We start from the raw sequence: 16,544 nt of genomic DNA on the forward strand, positions 1-16,544 counted from the left end.
TAACCATCTGTATATCGAGGCTTTTCCTATTTTATATATCTTCGAAGCCTCAGTTATTTTTCCTCCAGCTTCTATATAAGCTACTACTCTTTGCCTTAAATCTAAACTGTAAGCCATTGTTTAAACCTGTTCATTTTATACACCCCATAATTTTACATTAAATTCTCTCATCGTTAATTGAAATGACTATACCTAAGGAAAAAGAGTCCTTAAATTGCCCGAGAAAACATCTGTTGTTTGGATTTATTTTGTAGGTAAGCATCAAACACAGCGGCAATATTACGAATTAAAATTCGCCCCCGGGGGGTAACTTCCAAGCCATCCCCCAACCGACGGAGTAAACCATCCGCTTCCAGGACATCCAGGGCCGATAATTCCTTAGCAAAATAGTCGTTAAAATGACAGTCAAAGCCCAAATTATATTTGCTTTCCAATTCCTGGGCAGAGAGTTTAAATTGACACATTAATTCCTTGATTACAGTGCGACGAATTAAATCATCTTGACTTAGTTTAAGCCCTTTTTCTATAGGCATTACTTCTCGGTCTAGGGCATTATAAAAAGCTTTTAATGTTTTATGATTTTGGGCATATACATCTTGCAACATACTGATAGAAGTGATGCCAAAACCCAATAAATCAGACTCCGGTTGGGTAGTGTAACCCTGGAAGTTACGGTGTAATTCTCCCCGCCGTTGGGCGATCGCCAACTCGTCATCGGGTTTGGCAAAATGGTCCATGCCGATAAATACATAGCCTTGCTCGGTAAGGTCTGCAATGGTAGCTTGCATAATTTTCAACTTTTCCTCCGCTGGAGGAAGGGCTGATTCGGGCATTTTCTTTTGTACTGGCTTAAGCCAAGGCACATAGGCAAAATTAAACACAGCAATGCGGTCTGGATTAAGTTGAGCTGTTTTATGTAAAGTTTCTCGGAACGTGCTTAAAGTTTGATATGGTAAACCATAAATTAAATCCACATTAACGCTGTCAAAATTAGCTTGACGAATCCAATCCATTACCTGGAATAACATCGCTTCAGGTTGAATACGATTAACTGTCTGTTGCACTTTGCCATTAAAGTCTTGAATTCCAAAACTGATGCGATTAAAACCTAGTTGACGTAGGGCAAAAATATAATCCTTATCAACATAACATGGGTTAATTTCAATGGAAATTTCAGCATTTTCTGCCAACGGAAAAGCATCAGTAATAGTATTGAATAAAAATTCTGATTGTTCCAGGGTTAAATAATTGGGGGTGCCCCCCCCCCAATGGAGTTGTTGCACCGGTCTTTGTTGATCAACTAAAGGAGCCACTAGGGCAATTTGCTTGGCTACTGCCTTTAGATAGGGATCCACTGCCGGTTTGTGTTGGGTAATAATGGTATTACAACCGCAAAAATAACAAGCTTTAGCACAGAAAGGAATGTGACAATAAAGAGATAAGGGCGTTTTTTGGTAGTTACCCAGGTTAATGGCTCTCTGAAAATTATTAGGATCAAATGCTGGACTTAGCTCTGTGGCAGGGGGATAGCTGGTGTAGCGGGGAATGCCTTGATTGTATTTGTTTAATAACTCAGCGCTAAACTCAACAGCAGGAAATGTGGTGGTCATAAATTTAGATACTATCAGGATTATTTAAATGAATTTTTATCGAAGTATTTAGAGAGTTTTACAACTGTTTTCATCGCTGGTAAATATTTTGCAAACTCTCTTAAACTAACTGAATATTGAGTTGCCAAAATCAAGCAATAGTAAAAATATTGACAACTCAACTCACATTTGATTGTTTTTTATCTAGATTGTGTCTAGATAAAATTGCAAAAGAGAGTATTAAATTGAAATAAACACTCTCTTAATTTTCCCGTTTAACCTATTCACCTACCATTAGGGTGATGGGATGACCAGCGGTACTGCGAGCCTCAGTACTGCCTGGACGATCCTGGCGAGTTAACAAGTCAAATGTATGCTCCCCGATCGCCGCTTTGATCAGGTCTTCGAGGTCATGCATAACTTCCCGATTGAGGGAAAAAGCATAATTGGCTTCTTCAACAATACGGTTTATAGTGGCTTCATCTAAGGGCAAGCTGTTCAACACATCCCGGTAAATTTCTTTGAATTGACGGCGATCGCCTGGGGTAGGCAAACTGTCAAATTCATACATGGCGGTGCCCTCTCCCTCCGGCAATTGTAAAGCGGAACGAATAATATTTTTCAGGCTTTGACCGCCGGATAAATCCCCTAGGTAACGGGTGTAACAATGGGCAATGAGTAGTTCCGGTTCACTTGCTGCAATAGTTTTGAGGCGATCGACATAAATTTTTGCACAGGGAGTAGGTTGGATTATTTGTTGCCAATTAGGACCGTAATAGTAAGCCAAATCCTCCGCTAATTTATCAGTGCGATTCAATTCTGGAAAATAAATTGCGCTAATAATTTCATTGTCCCGATGTTGGCGTAAAGCTGCTTCTAGGGTACTGCAAAGATAGTACAAATTAGCTAATAATTGCCGAAATGGTTCCCGCTCTACAATGCCTTTTAAAAAGCATTTCATGTAGGCAGTGTTTTCTGCCAAAGTGTGGGATTGTTGGGTACCGTAGCGGAGTTTTTGTGCAAGGTTAGTCATGGTTTTACCAAAGGTAATTAGCAATAATTAGCAAACAATTGGAGTAAGTTAAAAGTTGAATAAATTAACACACCATCCCCCGACGGGCTTCGGCATCCACTGGCTTTTGCAAAAAGATACATAGCATTTGCCAGATAATCACAGCAATCCACGGCATTTTTTGACAAAATTTTACCAATTTCGGGGCTTGGCTGTTGGCGATCGCCGTTAGTTTTTCGTTAGCGCTGGCACAGGCTTCTAGGCGGGGGAAAAATTTAGGATTATCCGTGTCCAAAACTTCTGGAAAAGCTCTTGCTGCCGTTGCATTGGTATTTGTCACCACATCCACGTTATATTGCTTAGCATCTAGCCCCACCGACTGATAAAAATCCGTTCGCTCGAACACGGTTAGAGTATGGGTAACAAACACCGTTAAGAGGAAAAAGCGGGACCAAAGTCGGGATTGCCAAGTTTTCCACAGGGCTGTTTGAGAACGGAGTAAAGCCTTGAAAAAATCTCCGTGGCGGTTTTCATCCTGACACCAACACTCAAAATAGTTAAATAGGGGATAAATATTGTGGTCGGGATTTTTTTCTAAATGGCGAAACATTAAAATATAACGCCAATAACCAATTTTTTCTGATAAATAAACGGTGTAAATTACCCACTCTGGCGGGAAGAAAGTATAGGTTCTTTTTTGGGTTAAATAACGCAAATCGAGGGAAAGACCAAAATCCGCCATAGCTTTGTTAATAAAACCGGCATGGCGAGCCTCATCCCTAGCCAAAAGATGAAAAGCCTCTGCTAATTTGGGACTACGATTTTTGAGACGACGGGACAACTCTTTAAATAGCAGAAAACCAGAAAATTCCGAGGTGCAGGACCGCTCTAAAAAGTCAATAAACGCTAAACGGGTGGTTCCATCAATGTGGTCAAAACTACGCTTGAAATCATCGTTACGAACAAAATGATAACGATTGTAATCGGCTCGCAATTCCTCCAACGCCGCTTCAATTTCCTCGTCCTGGAGGGTCAACGCCAGATTGGCAACTTTATCAAAATCGGTGGTGTAAAAACGAGGTGTAAGGAGAGTTTCCTTTACCGGAGCTTTAATGCCGGGGCGAATGGTTTCTAACTGAGTCGGTAGGGTGGTGGATACCATCGTTAATTAACAGGAGAATCTTAAAAGGGATAAGGATTATGGCAAAAAGCCTGAAAGAAAATCAGGGTGAAAACCTAGGGAAAATTTTTGATGTTGCCTTTCATCCTGTCCAATTCCCCGGATCCTGACAAGACAGTTTCCATTGCTACCCCATAGTTTCCAAAGGGGAAAAATTATTACCTGGTCTGGGTTTTGATTATTTGTAAAGAAATGCTAAAGTCTGCAAGTTGAAGCCTCAGAGCCTATTTTAAGAACCCCCCTGGCCTTCAAATTTGGTGGAAAGCTAGATAAAATTTCCCCGGTATTCCTAGAGCTTTAGTGGTTCGATTGAGAGGAAAATTGAAACTTTACCAACAGATTCTGAATCGAAGCAATAAAAAAACTGCCTGTGATTATTCTCACAAGCAGTGGAAGGGAATGGCACCCTCACAAATGGCTAGACCAAAGTTATGACTGATTTAGTTAAGACAGGGTACGCTTTATGGACTGAAGTTACTTATCTAAAAGTTTTTATCAACCCCTGTTGCCCCTGATTTAGCCTAATTGAGTATAAAACAGTAAATCAATGAGGTTTTTATCGTTTAACCTTAACTTGGCGAGCCATTTCCTTGAAACGATTCAAACTAGGGCCAGGGGTACGACGAGCAACATTTTGGGGAATGGGGTCACCACTAGCAAAGGCCACCTGGCTGGGATCAACTTTGGCCTTGGGAGCCGGGGCCACTGGAGCGGAGGCGGGAGTTTCCACTGGGGCAGCCGCTTTAGTAGCAGACTTTTTCTTAATGGAAGTTTTTTTCGAAGTGGTCGGAGCCGGTTTTTCCACCGGAGCTACCTCCGATTTTACGATCGCCACGTCGGCCTCTTCCACCTGGGCGGGGGCTTGGCTTTCATCTAACTGGACGTAAAATTCTTTTTTAGCGCCAAACAATTTTTTTAACATTTAATGTGGTTCTCCTAATTGGGCAGGATTTTACGGTGAATTGTGTACAAACTAATTGTGACTGAATTTTAACAAAAATAGGGCGCTGGAATTTCCTATGGCCAGTCAGCCCCAATTTGAATGGTAACGTCGGAGATTAGATAACCATTGCTATCCACTAAAACTTCCCCCAGACCAATACTATTGCGTACTTGCCTGGCCCCCAAATGGTCGCCTTGTTGAGCAATTACTCTGGTGGTTTGTAAGGGCGGGGAAAAGGCACTGACTACGTTGATGCGGCTGTAACCGGCAGTTTCCAACTCTTTCACTAAAGCTTTCACTGCCTGGGGGCGATCGGTGCTGTCTTGGATGGCAATGCGGAGGCCATAGGGATCGAGGGCAGTTAAGTCTTCCTCCATTTCCATATCCCACAACCAAGAACTGGAAGCCGTGGCCCCAAAATATTCCTCGGTCATCGCTCGAATTTTCCGCTGGTGGGGTAGCCAGTAACTAATGCTGGTGCGGCCGGTACCATTGAAATCCCCCGGCAACATCAACATTTTGACATCTTCCCTAGGAATTTGCGCCGAAAAACCGGCGATCGCCACTAATTCCTCCATATTCAGGTTGGTGTCAATGTTGGACTGAAGAATTTTGACGATGTCCGGTATCCGCAGAATCGTTTGGGGTTTGAGGGCCTGTTCCACCACCGCCCGCATCACTATTTGCTGTCTTTGAATCCGGCCAATATCCCCCAGGGCATCGTAGCGAAACCGCAACATTTGTAGAGCCTTTTCCCCGTCTAGCCGCTGTTGCCCTTCCTTGAGGTTAATGTACAAACGCTGGCTATCATCCTGATATTTCATATCCCGGGGCACATATACATCTACCCCCCCCAGGGCATCAATAAGTTTTTCCACCGCCTGTACATTCACCCGAATATAACGGTCAATGGGCACATCCCCAAGTAAATCCGTCACCGTCATGGCGGCCAAGGCCGGGCCCCCTAAGGCATTGGCCTGGTTAATTTTCCTGGCACCGCTGTAGCCGGGAATTTCTACCCTAGTGTCCCGGGGAATGGATAGCACCACCAAGGATTTTTCCTTCGGGTCAAGGCGAATCAATACCATCGTATCGGTGAGCCCCTCCACCGAATTGACTAACGCATGGTAGCCGGGATTGGGCTGACTGGGGTCCGGTTCTTCGGAGGTTAATACCTTGGTACCCAGCAGCAACACGTTAATGGGGCGGCTGAGTTGGGGGATATTGAGGTTCTTGTAGGAAACGGCCTTTTCCTGGCCAAATACCGCTGCCTGCTCCGGTGTAAGTTTGCTCTGGCCCAGGGGAGTTGAATACATGGCCAGCAAAGATCCTGCCCCCGCCGATACTAAGGCGATCGCCGTTAGAGCAAAACCCGTTAATAACCACTTACCGCCCTGGAATTTCCCCTTTCGGGGGGATTTTTTGCCATTATGACTATCCCCACCCCGTTTATTAGAATTTTTAGCCATCACCAGTTTGACCCCAAACTAACCATTGATATTTTTCTCCAATTGGTATGACGTCCTTTGGTGCTCTAGGCGGGTCCCAAGGTAATAAGGTAATTGGATTGGATACTAGCAAAACCACTGCAACATTGGCAAGAAAAATTTCTCTTCCCTACCGCCATGGCCATGAACAAGCTTTTAAAGTAGTCAAAAAAAGACAAATATTAATCATTTTTAGCAGAATTTAATTGAGCGTATTTAGGTAGTTTAATAGTAAAACTAGAGCCCACTCCTATTTCACTAGTTAGATAGATATCCCCCCCCATCATCTGACAAAATTTTCGGGTAATAGCTAAACCTAAGCCAGTGCCACCATATTTACGGGTAGTGGAGGAATCTGCCTGGGTAAAAGGTTGAAATAATTTCGACATTTGTTCTTCAGTCAGACCAATTCCCGTATCTTTTACCTGGAATGAAAGCCAGTCTTTTTCGTCAACTTTGAACTCCTCAACGATAAAACTAATAATCCCATCCTTGGTAAATTTACTGGCATTACTAAGCAGATTTAGTATCCCCTGCCGTAGCTTAATTAAATCCCCGTAGACTTCTTCAGATTCCAGGGAAATTTCCACCTCTAATTTATTGTTATTGTTTTTGAGCAAGGGACTGATAGTATCAAGAATGCCTGCAATCAATTCCTTGAGGTTAAATGTCTCCAAATATAGTTCCATTTTTCCTGCTTCAATCTTGGAGATATCTAGCAAATCATTAATTAAAGCCAACAATGACTTACCAGAACGCAAAATTTTGTCCAAGTCTGGCACCAATTCTTCTGAATCTAAGTCTTCAGCTTCTTCAATTAACATTTCACTATAACCAATGATGGCATTCAGGGGAGTTCTCAATTCGTGGCTCATATTAGCAAGAAAAATACTTTTCGTAGCATTGGCAGCTTCGGCTTCGGAACTGGCTAATTCCAACGCCTTGACTGTATTTTCTAACTCCTCAGTTCTTTGTTGAACCTTTTCCTCTAAACAAGAATTAGCAACTGCTAATTGTTTTTGGGCTAGCTCCAATTCCTGATTTTTTTTCTCTAAACTAGAATTGGATTCGCGCAACTCGTTGGTCATCAAATTAAAAGATTTGGCTAGAATGCCCAGTTCATCTTCTCCTAGCACTGGAGCCCTAGCCTCCCGATCGCCGGAAGATATATCAATGGCGGCTTTAGTAATAAGCAAAATTGGTTTAGTTATTTTGATAGATAATAGATAAACCGCAATTAAAAGCAAAGCTGTGCTCACCAATCCCACTAACACTAACATGCGGGTAAATCGCCTAGCCAATTCCAGGGCTTCTACCTCACTAATTTCAGTAATTAAAGCTAAATTATATTTTTCTATCCACTGGTACACCCCCAACACTGGTGTGCCAGCATAATTAACATAGTTACCCTGGCCACTATTGCCAGCCATTACTGAATTGATTCCCAAGCTATTAAAATTTGGTTTGGAACCATTGGCCGTCAATTTTTTGTTTTCATCCGACGCAATAAACGAAACTTGATTATTTATTTCTCCTACCAAAAACGTTTCTCCCGTATCTCCCAATCCAGTACGTTTGCGAATTAAATCATCAACGGCATTCAAATTAATATCTATACTCAAATAACCTAGTCTTTCCCGAGTTACATCATGCTTTATGTTAGTGGCAAAGGTCATACTAGGACGATTATAAATCTTAGAGAAATAGAAATTTGGCACTGTTTTAAAATTGGAATTAATATTGGCAAAATAAGTGGTCTGGTTGCCAATGCCTTTATAGACACCGATTTCATCCAAGTTATTAGAAGCCACCACAATACCACCAGTGTTGAGAATATTAATGGCTTCAATATGGGGCAGAAACAGATCAATCTCTCGCAACTCTTCAATTAATCTCTTCTGAATTATTTTATATTGAGGGTCACTAACACTAGTGTTTTTTAGCAATTCAGTATTTGCCTGAATACTGTTAATATCACTGAGTAAAAACAATGTATCTTTTTGTCCCTCCATCCATTGCTCTAATTGATATTCTTTGAGGTTGTTAGAAATATTTAGACGATTAAAGGTTTGGCTTTCTATGCCCTTAACTGCCCTGTAGTTAGCAACTAAGAAAATTGACGCCACTACCACGCTGGAAAGGCAAAAATAGGAAAGTACAAATTTAAGCAGTAAACTTCTTCGCACCGACTTAATAATTGAGACCATGGCTAAAAATTACTCATATACAATTACTGAAGATTTTGGTGGAAATAACACCAGCATGTCCCCCATGGGTTAAATCAACGAAGGAACATTTCTTGTCCGGGTGAATTTTGGAGGCAAAGATAAACAACCTGATGGGAAATAAAACAGGGCAACTATTGCTATAATTCTAACAACTGTTCAGTATGGAATCTATGGCTAAGGTTCTCCTAGTTGAAGACAATGAAATGAATCGCGACATGCTATCCCGTCGCTTGATCCGCAAAGGATACGAGGTGGTGATAGCCGTTGACGGTGAACAGGCTGTGACCATGGCTATCTCGGAGTCTCCCCAGCTTATTCTAATGGACATGAGTCTGCCGATCATTGATGGCTGGACTGCCACTAAGCAAATTAAAGGTCATCCCGATGGAGCTCACATTCCCATCATTGCCCTGACCGCCCATGCCATGGCCAGTGACCGAGAAAGGGCGATCGCCGCCGGTTGTGACGACTACGATACCAAGCCGATTGAAATCAAGCGTCTGTTACAAAAAATGGAGGCATTGATTAATTGAAGTGTTATTGATCTTTACTTTTCTGATCACCCAATTTATTAATAGTTTTCGTGAAATAATCCTTTGCCATTGGGAGCAACAAAAACTTAAAGGTGGTTATATTTTGAGTTAGCAATAATCTAGTCAGGGCATATCAAGGGTATTTAAGTTACCCAGGTCTGACAAAATTTGGGAATTATTAATTATCAGTAAAGGCTAAAATAATTCGTAAAACTAGGTTGATCAACTATAAGTTCTTTAATAAATGATGAATCCTTCTATTAATTCAGTTGATATAGAAAGTGCCACCGCTTTCATTCGTCACGAGCTCAGAACTCCCATTAATGCGATTGTCGGCTATGGGGAAATGGTTCAAGAAGAGTTAGCAGAAGCTAATTCTCCCCTTACAGAAGAAATAGATACATTACTGGTGGAAGCACAGAAGTTACTTGAAATTATCAACCTATTTGTTAAGCATTCTGACGGAGAGGATAAGTCGGATTTTCAGAAGCTTTTTTCCACCATTCCCCACAGCACTAATTTTTCCATTACTAACATCATTCTTAACTGCGATAGTTTGCTCGAAGCAGAGGAATGCACCAATGAACTTGAACTTACTGAAGATATAAGAAAAATAAAGTTAGCGGCCTTACGCTTGCAGGGCCTAGTCAATAATATTGAATCAATTTTTACCAATTTTTTAGAATCATTAAATCCTGGCAATGAAACCGGTCTATCCCCTGATTCCATTTTTTCATCTTCCTCAAATACCAATGAAATTCCCCTGGGCAATATCAAAACTAATGGTGTTGACTCCAGGGAACTGTTAAAAGGCAAAATTCTGGTGGTAGACGATAATCCCAGCAATTTAGATTTATTTTTTCAACACTTAACTCGCAAAGGCCATGTAGTCACCACTTGTTTAAGTGCGAAGGACGCGTTAGATCTTCTCCAAAGTCAAAATTACGATCTAATTTTGCTGGATCTACTCATGCCAGAAACTAATGGAGACCAGTTTTTAGAATATTTAAAAACCAGTGTAGAATTTCAGCATATTCCGGTCATTATTGTTTCAGCTTTAGATGAATTTGAGAGCATTATTCGTTGTATTGAGATGGGGGCGGAAGATTTTTTGCCCAAACCCTTCGACCCAGTATTACTCAAGGCTCGCATCGGTTCTTCCTTAGAAAAAAAGCGCTTACGGGATCAAGAAAAGTTATATACCCAACAGGTGGAAGCCCTCTCAGAAATGATGGCTAAGGAGCTAGAAAAAGGTAGACAAATGCAAAAGAATTTCTTGCCAGCCCATTTATTAACCAGGAGCGGGTGGGAATTTTCTGCCTACTTTAGTCCGGCCCAACAACTGGCTGGAGATTTTTATGACTTATTTGAGCTTCCTGGCGATCGCCTGGGAATAGTGGTGGCGGACGTTTGTGACAAAGGGGTAGGGGCCGCATTATTTATGGGATTATTCCGCAGTTTAATTCGCATTTTTTCCGGGCAAGCGGCCCTGGATGGTTTAATCAATCCTTCTTTTAATTTGCCTAGCGGTCAGGGTCTACTAGATGTCAACCTAGACAATTTGCTCAATAACATTAATTTTGAACCATTGGAGTCTATTAAATTAATCAATAATTACGTCGCTATTAACCATGGCGAAGCTAGTATGTTTGCCACAATTTTCTTTGGCATTCTAGAACCTAGTAGTGGTAAATTGTCCTATATTAATGGCGGTCACGAACCGGTTTTTATTGTCGATAGTAACCACCAGTTGAAAACCAAGTTAACCTCCACAGGACCAGCGGTGGGAATGTTGCCTGATCTGCAGTTTAAAACGGCAGAAATTATTCTACAGCCAGGAGACTTACTACTGTCATACACCGATGGCGTAACGGAAGCAAAATCACCCACTGGTAACTTTTTTGGCAAGGAAAAATTATTAAAAGCCCTAGGCAGTTCGTTTAACTCAGTTGATCAATTAATGCTGAATATCAAGGACTCCCTGGAGGAACATATGGGGGAAGCTCAACAGTTTGATGACATTACTTTGCTAGCGATTAAATTTCAAACAACTTAACTATTTTTTAGAGTAGTTTCTTGCTCTAATTCTCCTTGGCAGAGGGTGAAAATACGTTGACAAAAATTTTCTAAATATTCCGGCGTATGGTTAACCATAACCATAGTGGTACCATTTTCTTGGTTGATTAATTTTAGTTGTGTTAAAACCCTTTGGGCTAACGCCGGATCAAGAGCAGCAGTAGGTTCATCTAACAGAAGAATGCGAGGACTTAACATGGTGGCCCGTACGAGGGTAACCAACTGTCTTTGCCCCACAGAAAGCTGTAGTTCATTTCGATCTAACCAATCACTGGGAATTTCCCAAATATCACAGGCCCGAATCCTTCGTCTTTGACATTCTGTTTTGCTAACTTTCTGCAGTTCTAGAGGATAAATTAAGCTTTCTTCCACTGTCATACCCAAAAGTTTTGGTTCCTGGGGCACTAAAACTATTTCTTGACGCAGTTGCTGAATCGGATATTTATTTAAAGCTTTTTCATCATAAAGAATAGTACCCTGACTTACTTCTTGGAGTCGATTTAATAGCCGCAGTAAAGTGGTTTTACCCGCCCCCGATCGCCCTTGGAGACCAATAATTTCCCGATGGTCAATGTGGAGAGAAATATTATTAAGTAAAACAGTGGTGCCAGTTATTTCAGTGGTGCTAACCCCGATTAATTTAATCAAAGAAGTCATGCATTCTCCGAGGCCAAGGCCTGTTGACGAATTAATTGTTGGACCTTAGCTAGGGCTGGGTTAACTTCCACATTTTGGCGATCGGGGTTCTGCTCAAAAGCGGCTTGCTCTTGGGAAATCATGTGAATATCCTGGTCAATCAAACCTTCTAGTAAGGGCCGGGCTGTTCCCGATAGCCAATTTTTTAAAAAACTCCTAAAGGCAACGGGTAATTTATGTAGTTTGGGAAAAGCTTCTAGGGAAGTAAAGTGGACTAAATAGGCCTTGGTTTTGTTGGCAGAAATGGGACAAAATAGGCAGTAAATTTTAAAGTCTGCTCCCAACGTAGAGGACCAATGGGGATAGATGTAACTCACCCGCAAATTTTCTGGATGCAATCGTCTTAGGGTAGGGAAAAACAGTTGGGAAATGGACCAGATTTTATCAATTTTGTAATAACTTTGGGCATCGTAGTCCACCACCACCCGATCGCCATTGGTTTCAATTTCCCGGAGGGAAGCAGAGGCCCAAGCCTGGTAATTATCGTGTAAATGCCCGTGGTACATATCCATTAAATTTTCAATCAGGTAGGAAAAATGACCCGGGCAATCAAAGGCGGCGAAACTACCAATGTGGTTTAAATGGTGCCATTCTGGTATCGCCAAGGGCTCTGGTCCGTGGCTGGCAAGATAGTCTAGATCCCCTGGATAAAGCCAAATAAACCCATCTTTTTCCTGCACAGGATAGGTGCGCAAACGGCAGGGAGGAAGTTTTTGATCCTCGCTAAAATAGGGGATCTTTGCACAGTGGCCCTGGGCATCAAACTGCCAACCATGGTAAGCACATTCTAAATTATTGCCCAACACCTTTCCTTCACTCAACTTCACTTGACGATGGGGACAACGATCCTCCACCGCCCGCACCTGGCCATCCTGGTCCCGATAAATGGCGATCGCCTTTTCCCAAAGAACAATTCCCAGTGGTCCCTGACCTAATTCCCCTGCTTGGGCCACCACATACCAATGGTTGAAATTGATTGGGGTAGTACGCAGCATAGACAATGCTTGACTATGGGAAGAAAGAGCGCTCATTAGCAAGCCAACAACAGTGGTAAAGGTAAAGCAAAAAACTGATCCTACCCAGGTAAGGGCCGTCCCACACTGGAACTAGCTCGTCACGAAAGTCCCAAGCAATCCTGCTAGAATAAGGCATTCAAAATGATTTTTCAATCTGTTCTCGTATGCCTTCTTCCTCCAACAGTGCAGCCTTTTCCCTCGATGAATTTGCCAAAGCCCTTGACAAACACGACTACCATGCGGAGAAAGGTCAAACCGTCCATGGCAAAATCTGTCAGCACGCCAACGAGGGAGTTTATGTGGATTTTGGCGGTAAATCCCCCGGTTTTGTCCCTGTACAGGAATTAGGTCTAAGGCCCCATGCGGAAATTGAGGACAGTTTTCCCCTGGATAGTGCCTGGGATTTCCTCGTCACCAGTGAACAAAATGACGAGGGGCAAGTAAGGCTTTCCCGGCGTCAGTTGCAAATCCAGCAATCCTGGGAAAACTTGGCAGAGTTGGAGGAGAGTGGCAAAACCCTCGAAATGGTCGTCACCGGCACCAACAAAGGAGGCGTGGTGGGCGATGTGGAAGGATTGCGGGGTTTCATTCCCCGATCACACCTGATGCACAAGGACAATATGGACGCTTTGGTGGGGCAAGTGCTCAAAGCCCATATCCTCGAGGCTAACCAGGATAACAATAAATTGGTGTTGACCCAGCGTCGCATCCAACAGGCCGAATCCATGGGCAAAATTGCGGCGGGCAATATCTACGAAGGCAAAGTGGCTAAAATTCAGCCCTATGGCGTGTTTGTGGAAATTGAAGGGGTAATGGGTTTACTCCATGTCAGCCAGGTGAGCGGCACCAGGGTTGATTCCCTCAATACCCTGTTCACCTTTGGCCAAACCATCAGTGTCTACGTCCAAGAAATTGACGAGTATAAAAATCGTATTTCCCTTTCCACCCGCATTTTGGAAACCTATCCTGGGGAATTGGTGGAAAAATTTGACGAAATGATGGCCGATGTTCCCAATCGGTTACCCCTGGTACAATCCAAACAAAATTTGGGCGATAAACAGGAGCAACTGGAAAAAAACTAAGGGTAGATTTAAGCGACTCTCCCCAGTTTGAACGACGATCCAAACAGGGTAACCAGACAGTCCAGTAAAACGATTTCAAGTACGCTCCAAGCATTATCCTCCAAGCTGGGATTGGGGAGCCAAATACCAAAAAGAGTCAGAGAAACTCTCCCTGACTCCACCAAATGTTGTTGTTGCTTGAGGAAATCTCAGTGGCGGTTTCCCAACTCGCGCAGTCTTTGATTTCTATATAAAAAATTGTAACATGGAACACGATTTTTGTAACAAAAAATAAAGTTTGGTTATTTTTGGCCCTAATTTGATCTTAAAGCAACTAGTCTGAGACTTTATGACCGTTTTCTGCGACTACCTGAACTATGGGAATTTTGTCTCTAACTGGTTTGGGATCAGACAAAATTTTGTCCCCATATTATCGCAATAGAAGACAAGGATATTGAAAAAACTTCAATTTCTCCCCAGAGCAAAATTTGGGGAATTAGTCTATTAATTGAGCGGTTGGTTCAGGCGTTGACTTTCTAGCCGTTGAATTTCTTGGCGAGCTTTTTGCCACTGCTCTTGATAGTAACGAAAATCCTCCGCTTGGGTACGGGGATCTAACTGTTGCAGTTTACCAAAGCAATGCTTTTGATAACTTTCCCAAGGCACTTTTTCCATAATGGAGATCGCCTCTGGAATGCGCAGATTAGCTCGAAACAGATCTTCGGCACTGGTTTCCGTCAGTTGAAAAAGAGACTCAACGGAGTTAAAGTCTCCCTCTTGCTCCAGGTAAGCTAATTGCACTAGTAGGGGTAGCTGATTATCGGGGTCGGAATCCAAATTAAAATACTCCCGCACCTGGTCAATTTTTTGCCACAGTAAACGATGGTGAGCAAAGCTAAATAAAAGATCGTTTTCCGTCAATATTTGATCAATAGTTGGCCGTTCCTGGGGGCAATGGAGATATATTTTCAACAATAGAGCTTCCGCCTTCTCCAGTAGGCTACTGGTGGGATCCTTGGCCTGCCAATGCCTAGACCCATTTTTTCCAGGGCGATCGCCATAGGTCAGTTGACTAGAAAGATTATTAACTTGCAGACTAATTAAACGACTGTCTCCTTGACTCAAAATTTCTCCACATAACTGTAGATAGTAGGCCCGTTTATTTTGGTCTGTTAAACGTTTTAGAATGTCCACCATCCCCCTGGCTACCTGCTCAAAATCGAGGGGATCTTTGAGATTTTTTTGCTTGAGCAATTGTTGAATTTGCCAATCTACCCAGAGGGGAGCCTGCTTAACTAAAGTTTGGTAAATTTCTTTATTTTCAGCACTACTGTGGATAAACTCATCGGCATCTTTCCCCGCCGGTAGGTTCAAAATACGCAAATTAACTTGACCACTATAAACCAAAGGCTCAATTTCCTGGATCGCCCGCTGGGTAGCATTAATACCAGCCTTATCGGCATCAAAATTAAAAATAATTTGCTTAGATTGACTAAACCGCATCAAACTTTGTACTTGGTCTCGACTTAAGGCTGTTCCCAAGGCCGCCACAGTTTGCTTAATACCACTTTCGTGCAGAGCAATAACGTCAAAATAGCCCTCTACTAAAATTGCTTCATCTACTTTTTGAATAGCAGTTTTAGCTTGGTCTAAACCAAATAAAGTCTTGCTTTTATGAAATAAAGGAGTCTCTGGAGAATTGAGGTATTTCGGCTCATCGTTTCCCAAGGTTCTACTGCCAAAAGCAATGGTTTTACCTTGAACATCCCGAATCGGAATCATCAAACGATGGCGAAATTGATCGTAATAACCAGTACCAGATTGACGAGCCTTAATTAAGCCCGCCTGTTCCACTGCCGCCACAGGATAACGTTTTTGTTCCACCAAATAGCGGTAAAGAGTTTCCCAACCAGCCGGAGCATAACCCAACTGAAATTCTTGGATCGTAGCTGAAGATAAACAACGTTTTCGATCCAAATAAGTTAGAGCTTCCTGTCCTTGGGGCTGAAAAAGAGTATGGTGATAAAAACCGGCAGCCACAGCCATAATTTCATAGAGCTGTTCCCGCAGAGATAGTTGCCGTTGTAACTCCTGTTTTTGCGCCGGCTCTAGGGTTTGAATTTGGATTTGATAGCGACGGGCTAAATCTAAAGCCACATCTGTAAAGGAACGCTTACCCAGTTCCATTAAAAAATTAAAGGCATTGCCCCCAGCTCCACAACCAAAGCAATAATACATTTGCTTGGTTGGACTGACACTAAAACTTGGTGACTTTTCATCGTGGAAAGGACATAGGCCAAGGTGATCCCGCCCCCTTTTCTTGAGCACGACATAATCGCCGATAATTTCGACAATGTCTATTCTTTGCTTAATTTCTTGGATGGTGTCTGGATGCAGACGGAGGTTATCCATGATAAATCAACCTACTCTGCTTCTAAGAGTGACGATGGGGAGAGATACTTGTCAACTTAAGCTCTACTCAAGCATGGTCAACCAGCAAAAAGCACCCCCCATTGAAGGAGAGTGCAATTTGCAGATTATTCAATTGGGATTACACCAAGGAATTAACCGTTGATAGCAGGAGCGGTCAAAGCCACAGGAGCTTGCTCCCCAGACGCTAAGTCGAGGGGGAAGTTGTGGGCATTGCGTTCGTGCATTACTTCAAAACCGATGTTGGCGCGGTTCAATACATCAGCCCAGGTACCGATTACCCGGCCTTGGCT

The 16,544-nt window shown here is 42.6% G+C and carries 13 protein-coding genes and 1 pseudogene; 3 read left to right on the plus strand and 11 right to left on the minus strand.

Translation table 11 applies throughout. The features are described from left to right. From BWK47_RS08365 to BWK47_RS08395, 7 genes are all read right to left on the minus strand, one after another. A partial coding sequence (locus BWK47_RS08365) for an IS630 transposase-related protein (RefSeq protein WP_237269999.1) occupies nt 1-117 on the minus strand: 117 nt, incomplete at its 3' end. Between the two features lie 92 nt (nt 118-209). Then, a complete protein-coding gene (hemN, locus tag BWK47_RS08370) occupies nt 210-1,610 on the minus strand; it encodes an oxygen-independent coproporphyrinogen III oxidase (protein ID WP_162328295.1) in 1,401 nt (466 codons plus the stop codon). Between the two features lie 259 nt (nt 1,611-1,869). Next, on the minus strand, nt 1,870-2,622 hold the full coding sequence (locus BWK47_RS08375) for a biliverdin-producing heme oxygenase (RefSeq protein WP_162328296.1): 753 nt from the start codon (nt 2,620-2,622) through the stop codon (nt 1,870-1,872). 64 nt (nt 2,623-2,686) lie between these two features. Beyond that, on the minus strand, nt 2,687-3,763 hold the full coding sequence (gene acsF / locus BWK47_RS08380) for a magnesium-protoporphyrin IX monomethyl ester (oxidative) cyclase (RefSeq protein ID WP_162328297.1): 1,077 nt from the start codon (nt 3,761-3,763) through the stop codon (nt 2,687-2,689). 574 nt (nt 3,764-4,337) lie between these two features. Next, nucleotides 4,338-4,703 (minus strand): hypothetical protein, encoded by a 366-nt coding sequence (locus tag BWK47_RS08385; RefSeq protein ID WP_010872844.1) that lies wholly within the window; start codon nt 4,701-4,703, stop codon nt 4,338-4,340. Nucleotides 4,704-4,798: 95 nt separating this feature from the next. Then, a complete protein-coding gene (locus BWK47_RS08390) occupies nt 4,799-6,193 on the minus strand; it encodes an LCP family protein (RefSeq protein ID WP_237269980.1) in 1,395 nt (464 codons plus the stop codon). 200 nt (nt 6,194-6,393) lie between these two features. Beyond that, nucleotides 6,394-8,418: an ATP-binding protein gene (locus tag BWK47_RS08395; RefSeq protein WP_162328299.1), complete on the minus strand. Its 2,025-nt coding sequence runs from the start codon at nt 8,416-8,418 to the stop codon at nt 6,394-6,396. A 182-nt stretch (nt 8,419-8,600) separates the two neighbouring features. Between BWK47_RS08395 and BWK47_RS08400 the strand changes: the two genes are divergently transcribed. Together BWK47_RS08400 and BWK47_RS08405 are read left to right on the plus strand one after the other, a co-directional pair. Next, nucleotides 8,601-8,972 carry a response regulator gene (locus BWK47_RS08400; RefSeq protein ID WP_010872847.1) on the plus strand — a complete coding sequence of 124 codons (372 nt, stop codon included), beginning with the start codon at nt 8,601-8,603 and terminating at the stop codon, nt 8,970-8,972. A 247-nt stretch (nt 8,973-9,219) separates the two neighbouring features. Next, nucleotides 9,220-11,028, plus strand: coding sequence for a SpoIIE family protein phosphatase (locus BWK47_RS08405; RefSeq protein WP_237269982.1), 1,809 nt, complete (start codon nt 9,220-9,222; stop codon nt 11,026-11,028). Here the strand turns inward: BWK47_RS08405 and BWK47_RS08410 are convergent. Both BWK47_RS08410 and BWK47_RS08415 read right to left on the minus strand, forming a co-directional pair. Beyond that, a complete protein-coding gene (locus BWK47_RS08410) occupies nt 11,025-11,705 on the minus strand; it encodes an ABC transporter ATP-binding protein (protein WP_162328301.1) in 681 nt (226 codons plus the stop codon). The genes BWK47_RS08405 and BWK47_RS08410 overlap by 4 nt on opposite strands. Further along, nucleotides 11,702-12,775 carry an aromatic ring-hydroxylating dioxygenase subunit alpha gene (locus tag BWK47_RS08415; protein ID WP_162328302.1) on the minus strand — a complete coding sequence of 358 codons (1,074 nt, stop codon included), beginning with the start codon at nt 12,773-12,775 and terminating at the stop codon, nt 11,702-11,704. The genes BWK47_RS08410 and BWK47_RS08415 overlap by 4 nt, the downstream gene beginning before the upstream one ends. 149 nt (nt 12,776-12,924) lie before the next feature. Here BWK47_RS08415 and BWK47_RS08420 point away from each other — a divergent pair, with 149 nt between their 5' ends. Beyond that, a complete protein-coding gene (locus tag BWK47_RS08420; protein ID WP_162328303.1) occupies nt 12,925-13,842 on the plus strand; it encodes a S1 RNA-binding domain-containing protein in 918 nt (305 codons plus the stop codon). Between the two features lie 483 nt (nt 13,843-14,325). Here BWK47_RS08420 and dnaG read toward each other — a convergent pair whose 3' ends face one another. Further along, a complete protein-coding gene (dnaG, locus tag BWK47_RS08425; RefSeq protein WP_162328304.1) occupies nt 14,326-16,233 on the minus strand; it encodes a DNA primase in 1,908 nt (635 codons plus the stop codon). Between the two features lie 152 nt (nt 16,234-16,385). Next, nucleotides 16,386-16,544, minus strand: a pseudogene (locus BWK47_RS08430) (photosystem II q(b) protein); the annotation flags it as partial.

Source organism: Synechocystis sp. CACIAM 05, from assembly GCF_010222815.1.
GTDB lineage: Bacteria > Cyanobacteriota > Cyanobacteriia > Cyanobacteriales > Microcystaceae > Synechocystis.